Source organism: Xanthomonas sp. NCPPB 2922 (assembly GCF_041520885.1).
GTDB lineage: Bacteria > Pseudomonadota > Gammaproteobacteria > Xanthomonadales > Xanthomonadaceae > Xanthomonas > Xanthomonas campestris.
Map to the genome: position 1 here is coordinate 67,936 of NZ_JBGOFY010000018.1, position 26,382 is coordinate 94,317.

Annotated in this window: 14 protein-coding genes and 1 pseudogene; 10 read left to right on the top strand and 5 right to left on the bottom strand. The window is 65.4% G+C overall.

Translation table 11 applies throughout. The features are described from left to right. The first annotated feature begins 151 nt into the window (after nt 1–151). From ACD584_RS17485 to ACD584_RS17510, 6 genes are all read left to right on the top strand, one after another. Nucleotides 152–1,978, top strand: coding sequence for a DUF885 family protein (locus ACD584_RS17485; protein WP_175611631.1), 1,827 nt, complete (start codon nt 152–154; stop codon nt 1,976–1,978). After that, complete coding sequence (locus ACD584_RS17490) at nt 1,975–3,831, top strand: DUF885 family protein (RefSeq protein WP_175611632.1); 1,857 nt, start codon at nt 1,975–1,977, stop codon at nt 3,829–3,831. Before ACD584_RS17485 ends, ACD584_RS17490 begins: the two co-directional genes overlap by 4 nt. 64 nt (nt 3,832–3,895) lie before the next feature. Further along, nucleotides 3,896–5,482, top strand: a complete 1,587-nt coding sequence (locus tag ACD584_RS17495; RefSeq protein ID WP_076036815.1) for an APC family permease — start codon at nt 3,896–3,898, stop codon at nt 5,480–5,482. Continuing rightward, complete coding sequence (locus ACD584_RS17500; RefSeq protein ID WP_076036816.1) at nt 5,472–7,808, top strand: S9 family peptidase; 2,337 nt, start codon at nt 5,472–5,474, stop codon at nt 7,806–7,808. The genes ACD584_RS17495 and ACD584_RS17500 overlap by 11 nt, the downstream gene beginning before the upstream one ends. Beyond that, on the top strand, nt 7,808–9,439 hold the full coding sequence (locus ACD584_RS17505; protein WP_076036817.1) for a DUF5597 domain-containing protein: 1,632 nt from the start codon (nt 7,808–7,810) through the stop codon (nt 9,437–9,439). Before ACD584_RS17500 ends, ACD584_RS17505 begins: the two co-directional genes overlap by 1 nt. Before the next feature lie 148 nt (nt 9,440–9,587). Then, complete coding sequence (locus ACD584_RS17510) at nt 9,588–9,884, top strand: hypothetical protein (protein ID WP_076036818.1); 297 nt, start codon at nt 9,588–9,590, stop codon at nt 9,882–9,884. Between the two features lie 54 nt (nt 9,885–9,938). On the opposite strand, the gene ACD584_RS17515 is transcribed toward ACD584_RS17510, so the two are convergent. The 4 genes and pseudogenes from ACD584_RS17515 to ACD584_RS17530 form a co-directional block, all read right to left on the bottom strand. Beyond that, a complete protein-coding gene (locus tag ACD584_RS17515) occupies nt 9,939–11,033 on the bottom strand; it encodes a DUF5694 domain-containing protein (RefSeq protein WP_116923872.1) in 1,095 nt (364 codons plus the stop codon). A 180-nt stretch (nt 11,034–11,213) separates the two neighbouring features. Beyond that, nucleotides 11,214–11,504, bottom strand: a complete 291-nt coding sequence (locus ACD584_RS17520) for a hypothetical protein (RefSeq protein ID WP_228438121.1) — start codon at nt 11,502–11,504, stop codon at nt 11,214–11,216. A gap of 480 nt (nt 11,505–11,984) precedes the next feature. Beyond that, a pseudogene (locus tag ACD584_RS17525) lies at nt 11,985–12,607 on the bottom strand (hypothetical protein); the annotation flags it as partial. A 208-nt stretch (nt 12,608–12,815) separates the two neighbouring features. Further along, entirely contained in the window at nt 12,816–14,393 is a 1,578-nt protein-coding gene (locus ACD584_RS17530) for a protease pro-enzyme activation domain-containing protein (protein ID WP_076036821.1), read from the bottom strand. 542 nt (nt 14,394–14,935) lie between these two features. Here ACD584_RS17530 and ACD584_RS17535 point away from each other — a divergent pair. The 4 genes from ACD584_RS17535 (at nt 14,936) to ACD584_RS17550 (ending at nt 25,821) form a co-directional block, all read left to right on the top strand. Beyond that, a complete protein-coding gene (locus tag ACD584_RS17535) occupies nt 14,936–17,293 on the top strand; it encodes a Tat pathway signal protein (protein ID WP_076036822.1) in 2,358 nt (785 codons plus the stop codon). Between the two features lie 309 nt (nt 17,294–17,602). Then, nucleotides 17,603–19,876, top strand: coding sequence for a DPP IV N-terminal domain-containing protein (locus ACD584_RS17540; protein WP_372357319.1), 2,274 nt, complete (start codon nt 17,603–17,605; stop codon nt 19,874–19,876). A gap of 528 nt (nt 19,877–20,404) precedes the next feature. Next, on the top strand, nt 20,405–23,299 hold the full coding sequence (locus tag ACD584_RS17545) for a TonB-dependent receptor domain-containing protein (RefSeq protein WP_040941138.1): 2,895 nt from the start codon (nt 20,405–20,407) through the stop codon (nt 23,297–23,299). Between the two features lie 146 nt (nt 23,300–23,445). Beyond that, complete coding sequence (locus ACD584_RS17550) at nt 23,446–25,821, top strand: glycoside hydrolase family 127 protein (RefSeq protein ID WP_076036824.1); 2,376 nt, start codon at nt 23,446–23,448, stop codon at nt 25,819–25,821. Between the two features lie 74 nt (nt 25,822–25,895). Here the strand turns inward: ACD584_RS17550 and ACD584_RS17555 are convergent. After that, nucleotides 25,896–26,382 (bottom strand): integrase core domain-containing protein (locus tag ACD584_RS17555; RefSeq protein WP_372357320.1); only part of this gene is annotated, 487 nt, incomplete at its 5' end.

Below are 26,382 nucleotides of genomic sequence, written 5' to 3' on the forward strand. Positions count from 1 at the left end.
CCGCCGCACTGATCTAGCGGGCGCCACGCGCAAAAACGACCTGGATGTCGTAGGAGCGCGCTTGCGCGCGATGGGGCATTCCCGGGAAAGCGTCATCGCGCGCAAGCGCGCTCCTACGGTGCCGGTGGGTCGCGTTTCCTGGAGTGGATGCATGAACGTGTTGCGCCCTGTTGTTGTCAGCCTGCTTGCCGCTGCGCTGTTCACTGCCTGCAAACCAGCACCGCCCGGTGCAAGCACCGCCGCCGCCGCAGCGCCTGCACCCACCAACGAACAGGCGGCCAAAGCCTTCGATGCGTTGCTCGATCAGCAATGGCAATACCAGCTGCAGCACAGCCCGGAATTTGCCAGCATCATCGGCGACAAGCGCTACAACGATCGCTGGAGCGACTATTCGCTGGACGCCGCGCAGGCCGAGCGCGTTGCCACGGCCGCATTGCTGCGCAAGTTCGAGGCGGTCGACGCCAAGGCGTTGGACGAGCAGCGCCAGCTCAGCCTGCAGATGATGCTCGGCCAGCTGCGCGACCGGCTGGAAGGGCTGGACCTCAAAACCTATGAAATGCCGCTGGAGCCGGTCGGCGGTATCCAGCTGGCACTGGCCGGGTACGGCGATGCGTTTGCGTTCGAGAACGCCAAGGACTACCAGGACTACATCACCCGGCTGAAGGCGATTCCCACGGTGATCGACCAGGTCATCGCGGTGTCGCGCCAGGGAGCGAAGGATGGATTGGTGCAGCCGCGCTACCTGCTCGAGCGGCTGCCCGAGCAGATCGACAAGATCGCCGCGATGCAGGGCGCGCAGAGCCCGTTTGCCTCGCCATTGAAGAAGCTCGACGGCGCGGTGCCGGCCGACCAGCGCGCTGCCTTGCGCACACAACTGATTGCAGCAATCGACCAGCAGGTCCGGCCCGCCTACACCCACCTGGCGGCATTCGTGCGTGACGAATACGCCGCCCAGGGGCGCGCGCAGGAAGGCATCTGGTCGCTGCCCGATGGCGAGCGCCGCTATCGCTACGCCATCCACACCCAGACCACCACCGACATGGCGCCGGAGGAGATCCATCAGATCGGCTTGAAGGAGGTGGCGCGCATCGAAGGCGAGATGGCCGTCATCGCAAAGGCGCAGGGCTATCCGGATCTGGCCAGCTTCCGCAAGGCGGTCGACGCCGATAAACGCCACTTCGCCAAATCCGGCGAGCAGATCCTGCAGCAATACCGGCAGTACATCGCCGCGATGCAGCCGGAGTTGCCCAAGCTGTTCGGCAAGCTGCCCACGGTTGCGCTGGAGGTGCAGGCAATGCCGGCGTTCCGGCGGACCGCACCGGGCGCGGAGTACTGGCAGAGCAATCCGGAAGGCAGCAAGCCGGCCATCGTGAAGGTCAACACCAGCGACTACGCCAGCCGCACGCTGATCAATATCGAAACCACCGCCTACCATGAGGGCGTGCCGGGCCATCACCTGCAAATTTCGCTTGCGCAGACGTTGCCGCTGCCGCCGTTCCGCCAGCAGGCCGGCTACAACGCCTACATCGAAGGCTGGGCCCTGTATGCCGAGCGGTTGGGCAAGGACATCGGCTTCTTCAAGGACCCGTACAACGATTACGGGCGGCTCTCCGGCGAGTTGCTGCGCGCCAATCGCCTGGTGCTCGATACCGGCGTGCACTACAAGCGCTGGAACCGCCAGCAGATGGTGGATTTCTTCCACGCGCATCCGTCCGACGACGAGCCGAGCATCCAGTCCGAAACCGACCGCTACATCGTCTGGCCGGGCCAGGCGCTGGGGTACAAACTGGGTCAGTTGCAGATCCTGGCCTTGCGTGCCGAAGCCGAAAAAGAACTGGGCACGCATTTCGACATCCGCGGTTTCCATGATGCGGTGCTGGGTGGTGGCGCAATGCCGCTGGCGATGCTGCAACAGCGCGTGCGTGCGTGGATCGTGCAATCGAAAGCGGCCATTGCCACGCGGGATGCACGCGGATGAGCGCGCTGACCATATTGCGTAACAGCGTCCTGAGCAGCGTAATCGCGGCCAGCCTATGCAGCGTTACGCCCGTGCAGGCGGCGGCACCGGCGTCGGCTGTGCAGACGTCCGCTGCGCAACGCTTCAAGGCGTTGTACACGCGCGAATGGCGCTGGCGGCAGGCGCAGCTGGCGGGTGCGGTGGACGAAGACAACCAGGCCACCCAGAGCGGGCCGGCTGATCACCTGCCCAAGGTCGACGTGGCCACGCGGCAGATGCGCACCGCGTACTGGCAACAGGTGCTCAAGGAGCTGGATGCGATTCCGATGACGCAGCTCTCGGCCGAGGATCAGGTGAACGCGCAGGTGTATCGCCAGCAGCTCGACGTGCTGCTGGACCAGCAGCATTTCCGCGCCTGGGAGATGCCGTTCAACAGCGACTCGGCGTTCTGGAGCGACCTGGGCTTCAGTGCCGAGGCCACCTTGCGCACGCGCCAGGATTACCAGCGCTATCTGAAGATGCTGGCCGATATTCCGCGCTACTTCGGTGAGCAGACCGACAACATGCGCGCCGGCCTGGCGCGCGGTTTCAGCCAGCCCAGGGTCACCTTGACCGGGCGCGATCAGTCCATTGCCGACGTGGTGCAGGCCAAGGGCGAGGCCAATCCGTTCTACGCACCGTTCAAGCAGATGCCGGCGACGCTGCCGGCCGCCGAGCAGGCCCAGTTGCGGCAGCAGGCGCTGCAGGTCATCGCCCAACACGTGGTGCCGGCGTACGCCAAGCTGCTCAGCTTCATACGCGAGGAGTACCAGCCACGCGCCCGCGACACCCTGGCTGGCGAAGCGCTGCCCGATGGCGCGGCCTATTACCGCGCGCAGATCCGGGAGTTCACCACGCTGGATCTGAGCCCGGAGCAGATCCATCAGATTGGCCTGCAGCAAGTGGCCAAGCTGCGCACGCAAATGGACCAGACCATCGTGGCCAGCGGCTTCAAGCCGCCGGCCGGGCAGGCGGTGTTTCCTGCGTTTTTGCAGTTCTTGCGCACCGATCCGCAGTTCTATGCCAAGACGCCTGAGGAACTGCTCAAGCAGGCGGCCTGGATCGCCAAGCGCGTCGACGCCAAGGTAGGCGACTACATCGGCCGCCTGCCGCGGCAACGCTTCGCCATCGAGCCGGTGCCGCCGGAGCTGGCACCGTTTTACACCGGTGGCCGCGGTGGGCCGGGCATCTATCTGGTCAACACCTACAACCTGCCATCGCGCCCGCTGTACAACCTCACCGCGCTGACCTTGCACGAGTCATCGCCCGGCCACGCGTTGCAGATGCCGCTGGCCGCCGAAGCGCAGGACCTGCCGGAGTTCCGCCGCTACAGCTTCATCTCCGCCTATGGCGAGGGCTGGGCGCTGTACTCGGAGTATCTGGGCCAGGAAATGGGGATGTACGAGACGCCGTACGACCGCTTCGGCTATCTCACCTACCAGATGTGGCGTGCCTGCCGGCTGGTGATCGACACTGGCATCCATCACCAGGGCTGGACGCGTGCGCAGGCGATCGCGTATCTGCGCGACAACACCGCGCTCAGCGAGCACGAAGTCACCACCGAGGTGGATCGCTACATCGCCTGGCCGGGCCAGGCGCTGTCGTATTACCTGGGCGAGTTGAAGATTCTGGAGCTGCGCCGCAAGGCAGAGGCGGCGCTGGGCGAGACGTTCGACCTGCGCCACTTCCATGATGCGGTGCTGCAGACCGGCTCGGTGCCGTTGCCGGTGCTGGAAGCGCGGATCGACCGCTTCATCGCCGATGGTGGTGCTTCGCCGTATCCGGATCCGCGCGCCGGCTCCGATGCCGATGCCAAGGTGTCGGCCAGCGACTGAGCTGCTTTGCCTCATGCCGGCGCACGCCGCGCGGTTTCACTGCTTTCCTCTCTGGGGGTGACGTATGACCACACACGGTGCGAGCGCACAGGGCAAGTTCCACAAGCGGCTCAGCCTGACCGACCTGACCTTCATCGGGCTGGGCTCGATCTTCGGCTCGGGCTGGCTGTTTTCCGCCAGCCACGTGTCCTCGATCGCCGGGCCGGCCGGCATCGTGTCGTGGATTGTTGGCGGCATCGCGGTGTTGTTGCTGGGGCTGGTGTATTGCGAACTCGGCGCCGCGTTGCCACGCGCCGGCGGCGTGGTGCGCTACCCCGAGTACTCGCACGGGCCCTTGCTCGGGTCGTTGACCGGCTTCATTACATTGATTGCGTTTTCCAGCCTGATCGCAATCGAAGTGGAAGCGGCGCGCCAGTATGCGGCGGCCTGGTTCCCGGCGCTCAGCCAGGCCGGCAGCACGCATCCCAGCCTGCTGGGCTGGCTGGTGCAACTGGCGTTGTTGCTGCTGTTCTTCGCGCTCAATTACTTCAGCGTCAAGACCTTTGCGCTGGCCAACAACATCGTCAGCATCTTCAAGTTCCTGGTGCCGATCCTGGTCATCGTGCTGCTGATGAAGCACTTCAATGCCGACAACCTGAGCGTGCATGGCTTTGCACCGTCGGGCATGGCCGGGGTGGAAGCGGCGATCTCCGCCGGCGGCATCATCTTTGCGTACCTGGGGCTCACGCCGATCGTCTCGGTGGCCAGCGAGGTGCGCAACCCGCAACGCAATATTCCGATTGCCTTGATCCTGTCGGTGGCGCTGTCCACGGTGATCTACGTGCTGTTGCAACTTGCCTTTCTGGGCAGCATTCCGGCCGCGCAACTGGCGCAGGGCTGGGGCGGCATCGACAAGGCGTTTTCGCTGCCGTACCACGACATCGCGCTGGCACTGGGCATGGCGTGGCTGGCCGCGCTGGTGATCTGCGATGCGATGGTGTCGCCCAGCGGCACCGGCAATATCTACATGAATGCCACGCCGCGCGTGGTGTACGGCTGGGCGCGCAGCGGCGGGTTTCTGCCGGTGTTGACGCGTGTGGATCCGGCCTCGGGCATCCCGCGCCCGGCGTTGTGGCTGAGCCTGGGGTTGTCGATCTTCTGGACATTGCCTTTCCCGTCCTGGGAAACGTTGATTGGCGTGGTGTCGGCCGCGTTGGTGCTGAGCTATGCGGTGGCCCCGGTCACGGTGGCCGCGCTGCGGCGCAGTGCGCCCGGCCTGGCGCGGCCGTTCCGCGTGCGCGGATTTGCGGTGCTGGGGCCGCTGTCGTTCGTGGTGGCTGCGCTGATCGTGTACTGGTCCACCTGGCCCACGCTGTCCTGGCTGCTGGGCCTGCAGGTGGTCGCGTTCGCGGCGTACGTGCTGTATCGCCTGCCATCGCGCGCGGGCAGGGCACGGCTGTTGCGCCAGGTCCGTGCGTCGCTGTGGCTGATCGTGTTTTTCGTGCTGGTGATGGCAGTGTCGTGGGCGGGCACCTTCGGTGGCCATGGCTGGATCGCGCATCCGTTCGACACGCTGAGCGTGGCGGTGATCGCTTTCGGCATCTATCACTGGGGCGCGCGTAGCGGTCTGCGCAGCGACGAACTGGCGCTGGAGGAGGACGATGGTGAGTGAGCACTGCAAGCGCAGCTACGTGCGGCAGTGGTTGCGCGGCGTGGTTGCCTGCGCGGTGCTGCTTGCTGCTGCGGCGCAAGCCGCGCCGAGCGTTGCCGACTACCAGCGGTCGTTGGGCCTGCGTGCGCAGTGGATGACCCTGACCGAAAACGTGAGCTGGCCGGCGCAATGGCAGGACGCTGACACGTTCTACTACCGCAAGACCGTGCCGGGCGGCTTCGCGTTCATGCGCGAAGATCTGGCCACGCTGCAGAAAACGCCCGCCTTCGATCATGCGCAGCTGGCGCGTGGGTTGTCTGCTGCCGGCGGCAACAGCGTCACCGCGACGACGCTGCCGTTCGAGCGGTTTATGTATGCCCAGGAGGCCGGGCGTGCCGATGGCGCAGTGGAATTAGAGATCGGCGAGACCAGCTGGCGCTGCACGCTGACCCGCTACCAATGCGCGCCGGTGGCTGCCACCGCGCAGCCGCGCCCACGCGGGTTTGGTGTGGTGCGCGATCCGGCTGTGGCGGCCGACGCCACGCCGCGGCGCTCGCCCGATGGTGCGTGGGAGGTGGTGGCCAACGGCTGGAATCTGCAGCTGCGGCGCGTTGCCGACGGCCAGAGTACGCGGTTGAGCAGCGACGGCCGCGCCGAGGATTTCTATGATCTTGAAAGCGTCGCCTGGTCGCCGGATTCGCAGCACCTCGCGGTGTACCGCGTACGCCCCGGGTATGCGCGGCGGGTGACCCGCGTGGAAGCGGCGCCGCCTGGTGGCGGGCAGCCGGTGGTGCACACGCAGCTGTACCCAAAGCCGGGCGATGCGGTGGACGTGGAGCGGCCGGTGCTGTTTGCACTGGATGGCAGCCGGCGTGAGGTGGACACGGCGTTGTTCGGCAACCCGTATGCGCTGTCGCCGTTGCAGTGGCGCAGCGATAGCCGCAGCGTGAGTTTCGAGTACGTGCAACGCGGGTTTCAACGCATGCGCGTGATTGCGGTGGACGCGCAGACCGGCCGCGCGCACGTGGCCGTGGGCGAGGACGCGCGCACGTTTGTGTATGCCGACCGCAGCTTTCGCCACGATGTCGAAGGGCAAGGCGATGAGATCCTGTGGATCTCCGAACGCGACGGCTGGCGCCATCTGTATCTGTTCGACGGCCGCAGCGGCAAGGTCAAACGCCAGCTCACCCGCGGTGCATGGATCGTGCGCGATGTGCTGCGCGTGGACGATGCACAACGCCGCATCTGGTTCACCGCCAGTGGCATGGATGCCGGCAAGGACCCGTACTACCGCCAGCTCTACAGCGTGGATTTCGATGGTCGTCAGCTCACCCGGCTGACCCACAGCGACGCCGACCACGACGTGGCGATTGCCCCGGATGGGCAGCATTACGTGGATACCTATTCGCGCCCGGATCTGCCACCGGTGATGGAGCTGCATGCCATCGATGGCCGCCTGCTGCAGCAGGTGGAGCAGGGCAGCATCGATAAACTGCAGGCCGCCGGCTGGCGTGCGCCGGAGACCTTCGTGGCCAAGGGCCGCGATGGCCGCACCGACATCTGGGGCATGGTGGTGCGTCCGCGCGATTACGACCCGCGCAAGCGCTACCCGGTGATCGAGAACATCTACGCCGGGCCGCACGACGCCTTCGTGCCGAAGACGTTCTGGCCGTTCGGCTACCACTCCGGTGGCGACAAGCAGATCGGCATGCAGGCGCAAGCGGACCTGGGCTTCATCGTGGTGATGATCGACGGCATGGGCACCGCCAACCGCTCCAAGGCCTTCCACGATGTGGCGTGGAAGAACCTGGGCGATTCCGGCTTTGCCGATCGCATTGCCTGGCACCGTGCGCTGGCCGCCAAGGACCCCTCGTACGACATCAGCCGGGTCGGCATCTATGGCGCCTCAGCGGGCGGGCAGAGCACCCTGGGCGCGCTCGAACGCCACCCGGAGTTCTACAAAGTGGGCGTGGCGTTTGCGGGCTGCTACGACAACCGCATGGACAAGATCAGCTGGAACGAGCAGTGGATGGGCTGGCCGGTGGATGCCAGTTATGCCGGCGCATCGGGCGTGGTCAATGCAGCAGCGCTGCAGGGCGATGTGTTGCTGATCGTGGGCGAGCAGGACAGCAATGTGGACCCGGCCTCCACCGCGCAGGTGGTGGATGCGCTGATCAAGGCCGGCAAGGATTTCGACCTGCTCAACGTGCCGGGTGGCGAGCATTCGGTGGGCCGCTCCAGCGGGCCGATCGACTACGTGCAGCGCCGCCAGTACGACTTTTTCGTTCGCCATCTGCGCGGCGACGCCACGCCGCGCTGGAATGCCACTGCCCAGGAGGCCCGTTGATGCGCCCGTTCCTTTCCCCTGGCGCCGTGCGCCGCCGTGTTGCGCAGGTGCTGCTCTGCACGCTGGCACTGCTGGGCGGCCCCGCTGTTGCCAATGCTGAAGAACTGCCACGTTTCGTCACCCAGAACGGCCGCCACGCCTTGCTGGTCGACGGCGCGCCGTACACCATCCTGGCCGCGCAGCTGCACAACTCCAGCGCCTGGCCGGCGGTACTGCCGCAGGCGCTGGACCAGGTGGTCGCGCTGCATGCCAACACGGTGGAAGCGCCGGTGTACTGGGAGCAGTTCGAGCCGGCGCCGGGGCGGTTCGATACCACCAATGTGGATGCGTTGATCGCCGGGGCAAGCAAGCGCGGCCTGCGCGTGGCGCTGCTGTGGTTCGGCAGCTGGAAGAACGGCCAGATGCATTACGTGCCCGAGTGGATCAAGCGCGACGACGCGACTTACCCACGCATGCGCGACGCCAATGGCGAGCCGGTAGACGTGTTGTCGCCGCACGTGGCGGCCAATGTGCAGGCCGACGCGCGTGCATTCACCGCGCTGATGCAGCACCTGCGCAAGGTCGATGGCGACCGCCACACCGTGATCGTGGTGCAGGTGGAAAACGAGCCCGGCGCGATCGGCACCGTGCGCGATCACGGCCCGGCCGGCGAAGCGGCATTCGCGCAACCGGTGCCGGCCGCCATTGCCGCGGCGCTGGGCAAGCCCGCCGGCAGTTGGCAGCAGCTGTTCGGCGCGGAAGCGGCCGAGGCATTCAATGCGCATGCCACCGCCGCGTATATCGAACAGGTGGCCGCAGCCGGCAAGCGTGCGTATCCGCTGCCGCTCTACGTCAACACCTGGCTGCGCTACAAGGGCAAGCGTTACCCCGGCATGGATTACCCCTCCGGCGGTGCCACGGTGAATGTGTTTGCGCTGTGGCGCGCGGCCACGCCGTCGATCGACTTCATCGGCACCGACATCTACACCAGCGACTACGGCGAATACACCAAGGTCATCGGCCAATACGCGCGCCCCGACAATCCGGCCTGGGTGTCGGAGACCGGCTTCGAAGCGGCCACCGCGCCGTACCTGTTTCATGTGCTGGGGCAGGGCGGGATCGGGTTCTCGGTGTTCGGTATCGACGGTAACCCGGACAGCGGGGCCAACCGCGCGGCCATTGCCGCGCACGCGGCCAACTTCCGCCAGCTGGCGCCGCTGCAACGCCTGATTGCCCAAGCCAATCTCGATGGCCGCCTGCAAGCGGTGGCCGAGCAGCCGGGGGCGCCGCAGCGCACGCTGCGTTTCGGTGACTGGGAGGCCAAGGTGTCGTTTGGCGCGCCGCTGTGGGGCGATGCGCCGGCCATCCTGCCGGGCACCGACGATCATGCCGGCCGGCTGCTGGTGGCGCAGCTGGGGCCGGAGGAGTTCCTGGTCACCGGTACCGCAGCGCGGATTGAATTTGTCCGCAGCGCGGCCGATACCCGTCATGGGCAGCTGTTGCAGGTGGAGCAGGGCCGGTATGTCGACGGGCGCTGGCAGATGGAGCGCCAGCTCAACGGCGACCAGACCGACTACGGGCTCAATTTCGGCCGCACCGATGCGGCTGGCCAACCGCCGCCGGTATTGCGGGTGCGGGTGGGCAGCTACTGAACGCGTAGCGGCTGCGGATTGGCCGCCGGTGATCGGCCGGCCGTGATGTGCTGGACGGGTGTGGCGCCTGGCTGGCGGTTCGCATCGCCCGGTTGATGGTTGCAGTAGGCGTTTGTCGTTTTTTCCTTGTTCTCAGTCCGGAGCCACCATGAGCATCAGCACCATCGCCAGTTCCGGAATGCAGGTGGCCGCCCTGCGCCAGCAGGTGGCCGCCAGCAATGTGGCGCGTCAGCCGGTGGAAGGCAGCCCCCGTCAGGCCGTGGCGGCGAGCGCGCAGGCCGGCGGCGGCGTGACTGCCAGCGTGGTGGATGCGGCGGCGGATCCGTCCGCATTGGCCACCGATCTGGTGGCCGGCCTGTCCGCGCGCAACGATTTTCAAGCCAACGCCAATGTGCTGCGGCGCTCAGACGAAGCGCTGGGCAGCTTGTTGAACGTGCTGGCCTGAGCGAGCGCGGCTCGCGGGCGTGAGCGCAATGAACATGCGGCACGCCACAGTGGCTCAAAGGGAAGGTGCGCCAAGCACCTGTTCCGCATCGACGATATCGATGCCTTGCAGTTGCCCCAGCAGGCTGTCGAACCACGGTTTATGCATTGCGCCAACGATGACCAGCACGCGTGCGCCGGGTCGATCGCCGAAGCTGGTGCGGATGTTGGAGACCATGCGCAGGTTGCGGGCTTCCCAACCGGCCACATACCGCTGCCCGTAATGCTCCGGTGAGCTGTCGCGGAGCGCCGCGCGGAAATCGACATCCACCGCGAGCTGCGCGTTGCCGGGCGCATTGATCGCGCGATACAGCTCCAGCAGGCGACCCTGCGATGCCAGCGCATCTTCCCGGTCGCGCATCGGCTTGGCGCGTGGTGCGGCCTGTTCCCACTGGGCCTGGATCACCTTGCCGTACGCGGCCGGGTCGCCAAGATCGATGTTGTCGCCGGTGTGGTCGTCCACCGGATAGACCCGCTGCAGGCCGAGTTGCGCCGCCAGGCGTGCGGCAATCTGCTGGCTCTCGTTGGGGCGGTCCTGATACGCGCGCAACCATGTCACCAGCGCCTGGTCCAGGCCATCGCCTGCGCGCTGTTCGGCGGCCGGCAGTTGCATCCATTGCACGCTGGCCGATGCAGGGTCGCCTGCAGCCAGGAACACCGCGGCCAGGTGGCGGCGCTGCGCGGGTGTGGATGTGCGCGCCATGGTCTTCAACAGCGTGCGCATCTGAGCGATTGCCGAGGGCACGTCCAGCCCGGTGGCGGCCTGCGCGGCGGCCGTATCCGGGCAGTACGCGGCCACGTCCTCGGCCAGATACACCGCTGGATGCCGCCGCATCAGGTCGCAGGTTTCGCCCGACAGCGCTTCAATGGTGATGATGTCCGGCTTGAACGCGGCAAGGCGCTCCAGCAGCGGTTGCAGGCGCGCGGTGCTGACATCGCTCCCCTTCGGCAGCTGCGACAGATGCACGCTCCCCAACACCAGAACCGGCGTGCGCGGTCCGGCCATCTCCGCATCCAGCGTGGACAGGTCAACGTGGGTGGCCTGCGCCTGTGCGAGGCCAGGCAATATAAGCGCGAACGACAGTACCCATCTAACCATATGCAGATGCATCTTCATTCCTTGAGGTGGTGCGCGGATGCGGAACCGGTGAACGTGCCGGCCTGCAGATGGACGCGGCGCCGCGTGTGGTTGCGTTGTCGTTCGGTCTGGGGGTGATCGCAGTGCGCTGTGGAGCCGCTGGCGCACGACGAGTGTCGTTGCCGCGTACGCTTGGAAACAATAGGCGATAAGTCACTGCGCCTGATGGCGGTCCGTGCGCGGGGTTCGCAAGCGGCCCGTTGCCGTTGAGTGCCTGTGGCGTCGTTGCTGATGCAGCTGCCTGATGTGCGTTGCGCTGTGTCGCTTGCGATTAGCGATGTGGGTTTCCAGCGCGGTCTTCATCACCGTGAGTCCGGGGCGCATGTCCGCATGCAACGCAATCAGGCGGCAGACGCTGGCATCTGCAACGTGCAAGCGCATGACGTTTCCTGCACCGGGGCGGCACTGTACATCCATCCATGAAGACTTGTTGGTGGCATCCATGCCGCTATTGATCCCGTCTGTGGCGACGCGAGCACCCGTCAAAGACTGCCTACGCTGATAACCCCGCTGGTTCGCTACGCGCGATGCCGCCCCATGCCTGAGCTCTGCTGCCCTCCGTGCCTGGAGGCACCAGCGCGCCTGTGCAGATTTCCGCACCCCAGCCAGGCAGCGGCCACAAGACGTGGCGGCAGTGTCGGTTACATCGAGGTCCGCTATCGTGGCCGGGCCAAGAACACCGCGCAGATGCTGACGCTGTTTGCGCTCTCCAATTTGTGGATGGTACGCCGGCAGTTGCTGCCGGCGAGGGGCAATGCTGTCTCGCGGCAGCCGAACTGCCGCACAGCCGTGAAGATCGCATCCTACCTGTGACGTCGCGCGCTGCTGAAACGCCGCGTGCTGTAATTTTAAAGGTTTGGTGGGTGGTTCAGATTGTCCCTGGAGCGTCATGCTGAAGTCGTTGTACTCACTGACTTCATCGTCTAACACCTGCGCTGCATCGACGATATCCATGCCCTGCAGTTGAGCAAGCGGATTGCCGAACCAGGCCTTGTGCAGGACGCCGAGTTTGCCAGCACGCGAGGGCCAGGTTGTTTTGCAAAACTGGCAATCACATTGCAGAGAATGCGCAGATTGAGATTTCCCAGCGGAATACGTAGTGATAGTCGTAGCGTTGCGGCAAGCCCTCGCTCAGCGCGGCGCAAAAATCTACCGTGAGGGCTACCTGCTGACTGGCCGACAGATTGATCACGCGATGGAACTCCAGCAATTTGCCTTTGCTGGCCAATTGGTCGTCGCGCTTACGCATGGCGTTCGCACGCGGCGCGGCCTTGTCCCAGGCCGCCTGGATGGCCTTGCTGCAGGTGACAGGGTCGCTCAGATCTACGTTGTCGTCGATGTGATCGTCGACCGGGCAGGCGCGCTGCAAGCCAAGTAGCGCCAGGCGTGCGGCGATCTGGTTGTTCTGGTTCGGGCGATTTTCTGCAATGCGTAGCCGTGCCGCGAGCGCTGCATCCAAGCCATTGCACCAAGGCAGGCGATGGATCGCCTCATGCCAGTAACAGCGCCGCCAGATGCCGGCGCTTTGCCGATGTGGGTGCGTTCGGTCAGCGTGCCTGAAAGGCGTTCCGTGTTGGTCCGTCATTGACTACGCGGCCACTTCGCTTTGATACGGCCGGCGTTCGGGCGGCAAGTGTGGTAGGAACCACACTCAGTGACTTGGCCGAAAGGTCCGTTGGTCAAATGGCAGGGATGGTCACCAACAGATACCGCGCCGTTCTCGCTTTGGCACTGCACTAACCTACGCGGCCTACGTCACGCTCGCTTGAGCAACGCCGTCAACCGTGCGCCGTCGGGGACGCCGAGCCCGGTGTTGGCATCCCACCCGGTGGACGCGCGGAAACCGCCGTTGTCGCCATCGACGATGTCGCGGAATGCATCGGGCTGGCCGTACAGGCGCGGCACTACAAAGCTGGGCCGGTCGTGGTTGACCGCGTAGATGCGTGCCAGCAACGCTGCCCATAAGGGTGCAGCGGCGCTGGTACCGCCCATCACCGCAGGTTGTCCATTGATATGCAGGTAGTAGCCGGTCTGCGCATCGGCATTTGCCGCTACGTCGGGTACTCCACGCATGCTCAGTTGTTGGGCGCGATGCAGTTCGTCGGTCAGCAGAAGGTTCTTCTGCCAGGCCGGGCGTGCGAAGAATCTGCTTTGCCCACCGCCACCGTGCGACCACGCCTGTTCGTTGGCAGTATCTACAGTGACATGGAGCCGCGTGCCGCCGCAGGCGAGCACGAACGGGCTAGATGCCGGGAAGCAAACGTTCAAACCCGGCTGCCCGTCGGTGGCACCATCGTCGCCAGCGGCGATGCAGACGGTGATCCCAAGCAATGCAGCGGCCTGAAACGCACAGTCATAGGCCTGACGCGACTGCGGAGTCCACTGCGACTCGGTGAAGCCCCAGCTGATAGCGATCACGCCTGGGGAATGCTCTGTGTCGTGGATGGCGGCATTGATCGCTTCCAGGAATCCGTTGTCGGTGTTGGGCGCGAAATACATCACCAGCTTGGCGCCCGGCACGATCGCTCCGACAATCTGCAGATCCATCTGCGCTTCGACATCGGCATTTCGGCTGCCGGTGCTCAGCCGGTTCTCCGCACCGTGCAGCAGCACGTCCACGATCGTCGGCATCGGTAGCTGCAGCTGCGCAAAGTAGGCGGCCATCTGCTCGCGCGCATAGCCGCCGCCGAGCACGATGATGCCGATGCATTGCCCTTTGCCGTCGTGCTCGGGAAATCCGTACAACTGTGCCAACTGTGGCGGCGTGTACTGCACGATCGGGCCATCGCTGCCGGCGATGGGCGAAATGGGCGAGGGTGGCGCGGGTAGAGAACTGGCTGGTGCCGCTATCGGTACGCTCGGCAAGGTCTGCGCCTGCGGACGCGCATCCAGCCCGAGCACCGCGGTCACGATGCCATCGAGCTCCTGCGGAATCGATACCGGGCCGGTGCGGCCCCGATAACGCGAGGCACCCTGCACATACTCGATGAGGCTGACCTGGAACGCCGTCTCGCACTGCTGCACGGTTCCTTCCAGGATGACAGTGCCGCTGTCCGCATGCGTGCGCTCGACGGTCAGGCCGTAGCTGGCGGCAAACTGCGTAATCGCCTGCAGATCGGCCGAACTGGCAGCGAAGCGCTCGCTGAATTCGTGACGCGAAAACGTAACCGGCGTCTCGCTGGCCTGCAGTTGCATTAGTAATGCAGCTGCAGCGTTCAGTGCCGGCATACGCACCGCGAGCAGCACGCGAAGCCGCTCATCTGCCGGCGGCACTCCAGCCTCGACGTTAGATGGTGCGGTGTGGCGTTTGCTGCCGGAGAGAATCGTATGCATCAGGGAATGGACTCCATCTAAGTGGGACATCGTGGCGTGCTGTGTGGTCACACCAGCCAGCTAGTGCGATCCGCGCTGAGTTCCAATGGCACGGCCTCGCACATCCGGCGGATCCTCCGTATTGAACGCGCTGCCGTGCCTGCGAACACCGCCGACGGAGGCGGTAAGGGATCGTCATGCGAAGCGATCGCGTACCATCCGGGTTGATCCTGCGCGGGTTGGACCGTGCCGGCACGCTTCTGCGACAGCATTGGCAGGGCGTGCGCGCCCTCAGATGCTGCGAAAGCGGCGCGGCTAAGTGCCTGCAACACGCGGCGCGCTGCGTCACCCACTAGCTCGACTTGGTCGTTAGCTTCGTCGGCCGAGGGGAGGCCATGCCCACCGCCCAGGGGTGCGGTCGGCATGTTTCGTCCGCGCCCGTTGACGGCCCGCTCGCCACGTCTTTCGGTATGCGGATTTCCGCACCTTGGCCAGACATGCGTCACAAGACGGAGCGCGCGCGACCGCGCAAGATGCGGAATAGATCATGTGAGGTCGCAACGATGGATCGTCGAACTTTTCTGCGTCAAGGCATGGCGAGCACCGCCGCCGTCGCTGCAGGTGCCGTCGCCGCGTTGCCAGGAACCACGGTAGCGGCAACGTTGGGGCCGGCTATGGCGCTGCCACGTCTGGAGCCATTGCCGCCGGCCGCGCATGTCGGTGCCACGCTCTGCCGGTTTCGCCACCTGGCGCAGGACTGGACCGTCTACGAGCATCTTGACGACCCGCAAGGCCAGCTGACGCTCTGGACCGACAGCGGCATGCTGCGCCTGGACAAGCGCACCGAGCCTGCCTATCCCGCCGCGGGCAAGCCATATTTCGGCCTGCCGCTGGCCGAGGTGGCGATGGCCGAAGCGGATCTGCTCGCCGACCGCTTGCTGCGCGATGGCGACCCGGACGAGGCGCAGGTGCGCGACGTGGCGCCACCGCCGGCCTCGCTGCTCGATCCCAAGGACAATGGCGGGCGCTGGCCGTGGACCACCTTTGTCGGCACGCGCGAAGCGCTCGACACCATGCCCATCCTGCCCAACGGCCGCAGCCGCACCTCGCGCCCGGAACATGCCTTTGCCGCGTTGGGCGACGAGGCGCTGATCAAGCGGCGCGAGGAAGGCATGCTCGGCGGCTGGATGCCGGCGGTGCGCAAGGTCATGCGCCACGATGGCCAGGCCGATACGTGGTACGACGTGCTGGTGTTTGCCGATGTGCGCGCCACCGATCGCTTTGTGGTGCAGACCTGGCACCGGACCATGCAGGTGAAGGGTGGGCAGATCGTGGCGGTGCACTACACCCACAGCTACCCTGCCTTTGGCCCGGTGCGTGGCGAGGCCAGTGCCGAGCAGTTCTATGCGGCGCTGCTTGATTTTGCCGCGTACTGGCAGCACGCACTCAGCGGCACGGTGCAGGCGCAGCTGCCCGATGCCAGCTGGAACGACATGGCGCAGTTTGCGTTTGCGCGCGAACTGGTGGTGCGCCCCGGCGGCGACTACCCCAAGTACGGCGCTGTGGAGCGCGACTACTACGGCAACGAGTACGACGGCTTTCAGGACACCTTTACCAGTTCCTTCTACGCCAACCTGGAGTGGGGGCGCTTCGACCAGGCCGCCGCGGTGCTGGACAACTATTTCGCGATGTTCGTGCAGGACGACGGCCTGCCGAACATGCGTGGGCCGGAGGTCGGGCAATTCGGGCTGACGTTGTCGCTGCTGGCGCGCTATCTGCAGTACACCGGTGATGCCACGCGCCTGCGCCGGCATCTGCCCAGGATCACCGCCACCGCGCAGGTGTTATGCACCTTGCACGACCAGGCGCTGGCGTTGCCGCGTAAGGCCCATGGCCACGGCCTGCTGCATGGCTGGAACGAATCCGATGCCTGCCTGTTCCCCGATCCGTCGCTGTGGTGGAAGCCCTATTACGCCAACAGCGCGCTGACCATTCGCGGCTGGGAAGACATCGCACAGGTTTGGCGCACGCTCGGCGGTGAGCCATCCGTCGCGCAGGACTGGCAGCGCCGCGCCCGGCAACTGCGCGCGCATCTTGAAGCCAGCCTGCGCGCCAACGTGCGGCGCGATCTCTCACCGCCGTACGTGGGGCCGCTGCCAGGCACCACGCTGACGTTCCGGCAGTCGCTGCTGCAGGAAAAACCCAGCGAACAGCAATGGCCGCACCGTGCCTATGCCGAACTATTGCAGGCCGATGTGCTGCCGGAGGCATTGGCCAACCTGGTGATCGATTGCCTGCGTGGCCACGGCGGCACCAGCCTGGGTGTGGTGGCCAACATAGCGCCGCCCGAGCCTGGCAGCCGCGATCTGCTCGGCTTTATTTCCTACGGCTATGCGCAACAACTGCTGCGGTTGGATCGCATCGAAGAGTACCTGCTGTTCCTGTACGCGCATCGCTATCAGGTGCACACGCGCGGCAGTTGGACGGCCGGCGAGGTCAGTGGCATCACCGGCGGCATGCCGCTGTTCTGCATTCCCGCGCAGATGACCATCCCGCTGCTGCTGCGCTGGATGCTGGTCAGCGATGACAGCGCCGGCGAGCAGCTATTCCTGGCACGTGCAGTGCCGCGCGCGTGGCTCGGCACCGGCAAGACGGTGGGCATCACCGCTGCGCCCACGCGCTGGGGCGTGGTCACGCTGACGCTGCAGGTACTGCCGGAGCAGCGCCGTATCGATGCGCAGGTGGTGCTACCCGCGCGCAGCCCGCAGCAGACCTGGCTCAGCATGCGCCCACCGCACGGCACGCGGCTGCAGCGGGCAGAGGTGGACGGAAAGCCGGCACGCCTGCACGGGCCGCACGGTGACCGTGTGGCACTGCCTGGTACCGGTGGCACGGTGAGCGTGCAGGGGTGGTACGGCTGAGCGTGCGCTGGTGCAGGCCTGCATGCTGGGGGGCGCGTAGGCGTGTAGCGGCTCGCGAACCGCCTATGTTGCACCGATAGCGGCGCGTTCTGGATGCTCGTCTTTTGACGTATCGAAGAAATAGCCGACCTGTGCGCCCAGCCACCAACTGCTATCGCGCTGCGGCGGGTTGGCGCTTGGCAAGTGTCGATGCCGCTCTCCACCCATCACCGGCTTTCTCACCTGGATCGACCCATGCTCCTGCAGTTGCAACGTCCCGCGCGCGTGTCGCACTTTCGTCTACTTATCGCGTGCTGTCTAAGCATTGCCATGCTGCCAACGCTGGCGCGCGCGGCGGCGCAGCCTGCCGAGCCCACACCGGCGCAGTACACCGCGGCGATCGGGTTGACCGACCGCTACGACGCCCTGGTCGACCGCCAGCCCAGCGCGCCGGTATGGGTGGATGCGCAGCGCTTTTTGTACCGGCGCGGGAGCATGCGCCAGGGCCAGGCGCCGGCGATCGAGTACCGGCTGGTGGACGCGGCCAGCGGGCGCAACACGCCGGCCTTCGACCACGCACGTCTTGCCGCCGCGCTGACCGAGGCCGGCGCACAGGCCGTGGATGCGGCAGCGCTGCATTTGCAAGATCCAGCGCTGGAACAGCAGACGTTGCGCTTTCAGCTGGCAGATCTTGGCTGGCAGTGCGAGCTGGCGCGTTACCGCTGTGCGCACCTGCCCGAGCGCGATGCGCGGCCCGAGTCGATGGACATGAGTTTCCCGCTCAAGCAGGGCGAGCGCTATGCCAAGCACTCGCCGGACGGGCGCTTGCGGGTGTGGGTGGAGCAGGGCAATCTGCTGATCGCCCCGGTGGGCGGCGGCACGCCAACGGCGATCAGTCACGATGGCAGTGCGAGCGACTTCTACGCCATCGACACCGTGGTGTGGTCGCCCGACTCGCAACATGTCGCCGCCTACCGGGTCAAGGCGCCGCCGCCGCACATCGTGTATTACATCGAATCGGCGCCGGCCGATCGCGTGCAACCCAAACTGCACCAGCAGGTCTATCCCAAGCCCGGCGACCCATTGCCGGTGATGCAGCCAGTGCTGTTCGACGTGGCCACGCGCACCGCGCGCCCGGTGGACATGACCCTGCTGCCCAACGCCTTCACCCTTAGCGAGCTGCAATGGTGGAAGGACAGCCGCGGCGTGACCTTCGAGTACAACGCGCGTGGGCATCAGCTGTACCGCGTGATCGAAGTGGATGCAGGCACCGCCGTTGCGCGCACCGTGATCGAGGAAACCTCGCCCACCTTTATCGAGTACTCGCCTCTCAGTGGCGACAACGAAGACGGCGGCAAGTACGCGCGCCACGATCTTGCCGATGGCGCGCAACTGCTGTGGGCCTCCGAGCGCGATGGCTGGGAGCATCTGTATCTCTACGACGGCCGCACTGGTCGCGTGATGCGCCAGATCACCCGTGGCGAGTGGGTGGTGCGCAGGCTCGATCATGTCGACGAGGCAGCCGGGCAGGTGTACTTCACCGCCTCCGGCATGCAGCCCGGTGAAGACCCGTATTACCGCCACGCCTATCGCATCGGCCTGGACGGCACCGGCCTGACCGCACTGACGCCGCTGGCCGCCGATCACGATGTGCGTTATTCGCCGGACGGGCGCTGGTTTTTGGACCTGTCGTCGCGCGTGGACCTGGGGCCGGTATTGGAGCTGCGGCGCGGTGCGGATGGCAGCCTAGTACACACGGTGGAGCGCACAGATCTAAGCCACCTGCTGGCGGCCGGTTGGCAGCCGCCGTTGCCGTTCCATACCCCCGGGCGCGATGGCAAGACCGAGATCTGGGGCGTCATTTTCCGCCCGCAGCAGCTCGATGCCCAGCACCCGTATCGCGTCGTCGAATACATCTACGCCGGGCCGCAGGGCTCGTTCGTGCCGAAGCGCTTCACCACGCGCACGCCGCCGCTGACCGGGCTCGGCTTTGCGGTGGCGCAGATCGACGGCATGGGCACCAATAACCGCTCGCGTGCGTTTCACGACGTGGCCTGGCGCAATCTTAAAGACGCCGGCTTGCCGGATCGCATCGCCTGGCACAAGGCGGCCGCCGCACGTTACCCGTGGTACGACATTCGCGGCGGGGTGGGCGTGTACGGCACCTCGGCCGGCGGGCAGAACGCGCTGGGCGCGTTGCTGTTCCATCCCGAGTTCTACGTGGCCGGCGTGGCCAACTCCGGCTGCCACGACAATCGCATGGACAAGATCTGGTGGAACGAGCAATGGATGGGCTGGCCGGTGGGGCCGTGGTACGCCGAATCCTCGAACGTGGAAAACGCCGCGCGCCTGCAGGGCCATTTGCTGCTGGTCACCGGCGACATGGACAAGAATGTCGATCCTGCCAGCACCTTCCAGGTTGCCGATCGCCTGATCAAGGCGGGCAAGGATTTCGATCTGTTGGTGGTGCCCGGCGGCGATCACGGCGCAGGCGGCGACTATGGCAAGCGCCGGCTGCTGGATTTCTTCCAGCGCTGGTTGCACCGCACTCCGACGCCGGAGTGGAATCGCGCTGCGGCAGCGCCCGCTACGCAGGCACCTTAGCGCGCTGTACGACGCTGCAGGGTGCGCAACACGCGCATGGAGGGTTGGATGCTGCGGCGCTGATGCATCAGGCGCCGTCGCACAGCACTGCGGTGAGGCATGCACGGCGCAACCTGCGCCTCTGCGTGAATACTGCGGCTTGTGCTCCAGAGTTGCAGTTGCGACTGCGGCGCCGCAGCTTGTAGTCATCCATCAACACGCGATCGTCCACAGACGAACCGTGCGAATTTCCGCATGCACTGTCGCCAAATGCGACAAGACGTCGCGCATGCGTACAGGCACATTGTGACCAGCTGATGAAACCGGGGCGCATGGGCGGACCCGGTGCACGAAAAAACGTTTGCAGCGACGACGTGCCTTGCGTGTGCAGCCGTGCATGCAAGGCACCGGAACGGTGCGCGCCGTGTTACGGGCATCTACGCGAAACGTCGCGGATGCCATGTCTTTGTGAGGTGACTCGCGCTGGTGCACGCCGGCAAGGGCACGTGTTGCCCGCCATTTCTCTACTGTCCGAACCAGGAGCCCTGCATGCCGATGTTGCCGTCGCGTTCCGCCAGATCTCCGCTCAGTGCGGTCACGCATGTGCAGACGACGCTGGGCAGCGCCGTGCTGCTTGCATTGGCTGCCACCGCTGCACCTGTCTGCGCGCAGCAAGCGGCCGGCACTGGCGCTGCAACACAGACACTCGACAGCGTGGTGGTCACCGGCTCGCGCCTGCGCCGCGTGGATACCGAAACCGCCAACCCGGTGGTGACCGTCAGCCAGGAGCAGATTGCCGCCACCGGCAAGGCCACGGTGGGCGACCTGTTGCAGGAGCTGCCATCGATCGCCGGCAATGCCACCAACCCGTACACCAACAACGGCGGCGGCACCGGTGCCGCCGCCGTGTCGCTGCGTGGTCTGGGCGACAAGCGCACGCTGGTCCTGGTCAACGGCATTCGGCTGGCCTACAACGACGTCAATGCCATTCCGGCCAGCATGATCGAACGCATCGAGGTACTCAGCGATGGTGCGTCGGCGGTGTACGGGTCCGATGCCATTGGCGGTGTGGTCAACTTCATCCTGCGTACGCGCTTTGACGGCGTGCAGTTCAGCAGCGACTTCGGCACCAGCAAGGAGCGCGATGGTAATCGCCGCAATTTCGCGCTCACCGCCGGCAAGACTTTCGAGCGCGGCAGCCTGATTGCCGGGCTGTCGTATCACAACATCGACCCGGTTTCTGCCGCCGCGCGTGACTATTCCAAGGATGCGCTGGCGCTCACCGATAGCGTGCCGGTGAAGCAGGGCTCCTCCGCAACGCCCACCGGCACCGTCAATTTCAACGATGGCTCCGAGGCGTCAAACCAGCTGCGGCAAGCGAATGGCTGTACGCGTGTCACGCTCAATGGCGGTGTCAGCGGCCGTGCCGGGCCCGGCGATTTTCATTGTTACGACGCCGCTGCCGATTCCTACAACTACCAACCGTTCAATCTGTTGCAGACACCGCAAAAGCGCACCAATGCCTTTGTGCTGGGCACGTATCGCTTCAGCGACAGTGTGGAGGGCTACGTCAACACGTGGTTCAGTAAAACCGAATCCGCCTCGATCATCGCGCCGATCCCGATCTTTTCCAACGGCGACAACATCCTGGTGTCGTCGCAGAGTTACTACAACCCATTCGGGGTGAATTTCGGCACCGATCGCAGCTCCGGCACCTCGTACAACGACCTCAATACCCGCGCCACCGTGCTGGGCAATCGCAGCTACCAGTACAACACCTACAACTTCCAGATCAGCCCCGGCCTGCGCGGGCGCTTCGGGGACAGCTCCTGGCAATGGGATGCCACGTTCAACTACGGCAAGGTCAAGCAGAAGTCGATCAACAACGGCTTCCTGGACTACGCCACCTTCAATCAGGCCATCGGTCCGTCGTTTCTGGACAGCGATGGCGTGGTCAAGTGCGGCAGCGCGGGCGCAGCGATCGCCGGCTGCACGCCGCTGAATTTCTTCAACCTCAACGACAGCTCCAATCTCGCAACCCTGCAGGGCATGGTGGTCAACCCGATTGTCACCAGCGTCTACACCGTCAAGCAGTTCGAGGCCAATGCCAACGGCACGCTGTTCGAGATGCCGGCCGGCGCAGCCAGCCTGGCGGCCGGTCTGTCGTATCGCAAGGAGCGCTCCACCACCACCTCCGACCCGTTGTGGACGGGCGATGAGGACGGCTTGTGCGGCGTGATCGAATACTGCGCCTCCACGTTGAGCGGCAGCTTTGATGTCAAGGAGGCCTATGCAGAAGCGCTGTTCCCGCTGCTCAAGGACCTGCCGGGTATCAATGCCTTGAACATCACCCTGGGCACGCGGTTTTCCGACTACAGCTCGGTGGGCAGCAAGACCAATAGCAAGGTGTCGCTGGAGTACCGCCCGATCGAAAACCTGCTGCTGCGTGGCACGGTCTCGCAGGTGTTCCGCGCGCCCAATATCAACGAGCTGTACGCCGGAGTGGCCGGCGATGCGGCCACCGTCAATGACCCATGCAATGGCTACACCGGCGGCAGCAGCGTGGCCTGTGCCAACGTGCCCACCGATGGCAGCTATCAGCAATCCGATGGCCAGGTGTCGGGCAAGGTGTCCGGCGCAGCGGTGGCTGGTTACCAGCTCAAGCCGGAAACCGGCAAATCCTATGACGTGGGCTTGGTCTACGACCCGCAATGGATCGATGGCCTCTCGCTGAGCGCGGACTGGTGGCGCATCGATCTGGAAGACACCATCACCACCGTCTCCGCGCAGACCGTGCTCAATCAGTGTTATGCAAATTCTGCCAGCGCGTTCTGCCCGCTGATCCATCGCAACGGCAATGGCACCATCAACTACATCGCCGAGCCCACCGTAAATCTGGGCAAGCTGTGGGCCAAGGGCATCGACTTCAACCTGACCTATCGCCTGCCGGAAACCGCATGGGGTAACGTCAATGTCGGCCTCAATGGCACCTATCTCACGCGCTACGACGTGCTGCCCGACACCACCGACCCCAGCTCGGTCACCATCCACAATGTGGGCCGCTACACGCAGGCCTATGGCAACTTCCCGCGCTGGCGTGGCCTGGGCACGGTGAGCTGGGCGTTGGGCGACTGGAGCGCAACCTGGCGCATCCGTTACGTCGGCAATACCGCCATCGGCAATTCCGATCCGGACCAGAGCCTGTCGGCCGATTCCAGCCGGCCCACCGTGGTGCGCAAGATCGGCGCCTATGTCTACAACAATCTGCAGCTGGGCTACGAGGTGCAACCGTGGCACACGCACTTTGAAGTGGGCGTGGACAACATCGCCGACAAGCAGCCGCCGCTGTACTACTCCAACAATGTTGGCAATGCCAATACTGACGTGGCTACTTACGATGTGTTGGGCCGGTTCTATTGGGCGCGTGCCACGGTGAAGTTCTGACTGGCGCAGTGGTGGGCGTGCGTGCAGCCGGCGCTTGCGTTCCATCGTCGCAACAACGCCGCAACACCGCCGAGCGCAAGGCCGACCACCGCAGACTGCAACCGCGTGCGCACTGCGCCGTTGCCCACAGGAGCTAAGCTGGTCCGATGACGCATGCACACCCCATTGATGACGTGAACGATGCTGCACTGAGCCTGTCGCGGCGTCGGTTTCTGGCCTGGAGCAGCCTGGCGGTGGCGGCCGGATTCCTGCGTTTTCCAGCCCAGGCCGCCGCTGCGCAGCCCGGCAGCATCCGCGCGGTGCCGCTGGCGCAGGTGCGGCTGACGCCGTCGCTGTTTCTGGATGCGCTGCACACCAATCGCCGTTATCTGATGCGCTTGCAGCCGGACCGCTTGCTGCACAACTTCGTGCTGTACGCCGGTCTCGATCCCAAGGCCCCCGCCTACGGCGGATGGGAAGCGGACACCATCGCCGGCCACACGCTGGGGCACTACCTCAGTGCGTTGGCGCTGATGCATGCGCAAACCGACGATGCGCAGTGCCGCACGCGCGCCAGCTATCTGGTGGCCGAACTCGCACGCTGCCAGGCGCATGCCGGCGATGGCTACGTGGCTGGGTTCACCAGCAAGAATGCGGCCGGCCAGATCGAGAGTGGCCGCGCGGTGTTCGACGAACTCAAACGCGGCAAGATCGAGCCGCTACCGTTCTATCTCAACGGCAGCTGGGCACCGCTGTACACCTGGCACAAGCTGTTCGCCGGCCTGCTCGACGTGCATGTGCATTGCGACAACGCGCAGGCACTGCAGGTGGCGGTGGCACTGGCCGGCTACCTGCAGGGTATCTTTGCCGCACTGGACGACACGCAGCTGCAGAAGGTGCTCTCGTGCGAGTTTGGCGGGCTCAACGAGTCCTTCGTCGAGTTGCATGTGCGCACCGGCGATGCGCAGTGGTTGGCACTGGCGCAGCGTCTGCATCACCACACCGTGTTCGACCCGTTGGTCGCCCAACGCGACGAACTGGTGCACCAGCATTCCAACACCAACATCCCCAAACTCATCGGCCTGGCCCGCGAATACGAGGTGACCGGTGATGCGGCTTCCGGTGCGGCGGCGCGGTTCTTCTGGAACACCGTCACCGACCATCACAGCTATGTAATCGGTGGCAATGGCGACCGCGAATATTTCCAGCAGCCGGACAGCATCTCGAAGTTTCTCACCGAGCAGACCTGCGAACATTGTTCCAGCTACAACATGCTCAAGCTCACCCGGCACCTGTACCAATGGGGCCCGCAAGCCGCGTACTTCGATTACTACGAGCGCACGCTGCTCAACCACGTGATGGCGCAGCAGCATCCACGCACCGGCATGTTCACCTACATGACACCGATGCTGGCCGGCGAGGCGCGCGGCTGGTCATCGCCGTTCGACGATTTCTGGTGTTGCGTCGGCAGCGGCATGGAAGCGCACGCCCAGTTCGGTGACTCGATTTACTGGGAGGACGGGCAGGGCGTGGCGATCAATCTGTATGTGCCGTCGCGCGTGCGTAACGCAGCCGGGCTGGACATGACCTTGCACAGCGCGCTGCCGGCGCAGGGCACGCTCTCGCTGCGCATCGACGCTGCCCCGGCAGCGCAGCGCACGCTCTCGCTGCGGGTACCCGGCTGGGCGGCCACGCCGGTGCTGCAGCTCAATGGCGCGGTTGTGGACGCAGCGGCTGTCGATGGCTATCTGCGGGTCACGCGCACCTGGCACCCAGGCGACACGCTCAACCTCAGCCTGCAAATGCCATTGCGGCTGGAAGCCACGCCCGATGACCCCGCCTGGGTCTCGCTGCTGCGCGGGCCACTGGTGCTGGCGGCAGATCTGGGCGATGCCGCCACGCCGTGGTCGGGCAAGACGCCGGCGCTGATTGGCGGTGACGAGGTCCTGCAGCAGCTGCAACCAGCGGCAGAGCAGGGCAGCTACGTCTACAGCGACGGCGGCCAACACTGGCGCTTCTCACCGTTCTACGCGCAGTTCGACCGCCGCAGCGCGGTCTATCTGGAACACCGCAGTGCCAACGACTGGCAGCAACGCCAGGCCGAACAGGACGCCGCAGCCGCACGCCAGCGTACGCTCGATGCCAGTGCACTGGACTGGGTCGCCCTGGGCGACGACGCCTCCGAAAAAGCGCACGCCCTGCAGAGCGACGGCTCCTACGCACTGAGCTACCGCCGCCGCGCCGGCCGTGACGCCCGCACCGGTGGCTTCATCGCCTTTACCCTGCGCAACACCGCAACCGCCCGCGTGCTGCGCCTGCGCTACTGGGGCGACGAAACCCGCCGCCGCTTCCGCATCCTCGCCGACGGCGAACTCATCGCCAACGAACGCCTGGACGGCAATCGCGGCCTGGACTTCGTCGACGTGGATTACGCCTTGCCAGCAGCACTGGCCGGCCGTGCCACCCTGCAGATCCGCATCGAACCGGAGACCGGCTATTCGGCTGGGCCGGCGTTCGGGTGTTGGGTGCTGGAGTCGGCTTGAATGCGCACCGTAGCGAGCGCGCTGCCGATCTTCTTGCAGCAATGTGCCTTGAATCGGTGTCGACTCCCCGTAATTCAATGCCAGCCAAAACTAGAGGTCTGCGGTTGATGTTGATCGCGGAACTCGGCGGGCGTTAGCCCGCCCAGGCTGTCGTGCGGGATCTGCTGGTTGTAGTCGGCCAGCCAGTGTTCGGTCTGTTCGCGAACCTCGCTCAGCGTGCGGAAGATGTGCATGTCCAGCACGCCGCGCCGGTAGCTGCCGTTGAAGCGTTCGATAAAACCGTTTTGCATTGGACGCCCCGGCTCGATGAAATCCAAGGCGATGCCCTTGCGCTCGGCCCACTCGGCCAAGGCCAACGCGACAAACTCCGGGCCATTGTCCAGGCGAAGTTTGCCGGGGTAGCCGCGCCAGGCTGCGATGCGCTCCAAGGTGCGGATCACGCGGGCGGCCGGAAGATTCAAGTCCACTTCGATCGCCAAAGCTTCCCGACTGAAATCGTCGATGACATTGAACGTGCGGAAGCGTCGACCATCCCACAACGCATCGGACATGAAGTCGATC

Bases quoted from the DNA above. Each gene is read 5' to 3' on its own strand.
- ACD584_RS17540 (WP_372357319.1), top strand. From the start codon at position 17,603: ATGCTGCCAACGCTGGCGCGCGCGGCGGCGCAGCCTGCCGAGCCCACA.
- ACD584_RS17550 (WP_076036824.1), top strand. From the start codon at position 23,446: ATGACGCATGCACACCCCATTGATGACGTGAACGATGCTGCACTGAGC.
- ACD584_RS17530 (WP_076036821.1), bottom strand. From the start codon at position 14,393: ATGCATACGATTCTCTCCGGCAGCAAACGCCACACCGCACCATCTAAC.
- ACD584_RS17515 (WP_116923872.1), bottom strand. From the start codon at position 11,033: ATGCATCTGCATATGGTTAGATGGGTACTGTCGTTCGCGCTTATATTG.
- ACD584_RS17495 (WP_076036815.1), top strand. From the start codon at position 3,896: ATGACCACACACGGTGCGAGCGCACAGGGCAAGTTCCACAAGCGGCTC.
- ACD584_RS17505 (WP_076036817.1), top strand. From the start codon at position 7,808: ATGCGCCCGTTCCTTTCCCCTGGCGCCGTGCGCCGCCGTGTTGCGCAG.
- ACD584_RS17535 (WP_076036822.1), top strand. From the start codon at position 14,936: ATGGATCGTCGAACTTTTCTGCGTCAAGGCATGGCGAGCACCGCCGCC.
- ACD584_RS17520 (WP_228438121.1), bottom strand. From the start codon at position 11,504: ATGGATGCCACCAACAAGTCTTCATGGATGGATGTACAGTGCCGCCCC.
- ACD584_RS17510 (WP_076036818.1), top strand. From the start codon at position 9,588: ATGAGCATCAGCACCATCGCCAGTTCCGGAATGCAGGTGGCCGCCCTG.
- ACD584_RS17500 (WP_076036816.1), top strand. From the start codon at position 5,472: ATGGTGAGTGAGCACTGCAAGCGCAGCTACGTGCGGCAGTGGTTGCGC.
- ACD584_RS17545 (WP_040941138.1), top strand. From the start codon at position 20,405: ATGCCGATGTTGCCGTCGCGTTCCGCCAGATCTCCGCTCAGTGCGGTC.
- ACD584_RS17485 (WP_175611631.1), top strand. From the start codon at position 152: ATGAACGTGTTGCGCCCTGTTGTTGTCAGCCTGCTTGCCGCTGCGCTG.
- ACD584_RS17490 (WP_175611632.1), top strand. From the start codon at position 1,975: ATGAGCGCGCTGACCATATTGCGTAACAGCGTCCTGAGCAGCGTAATC.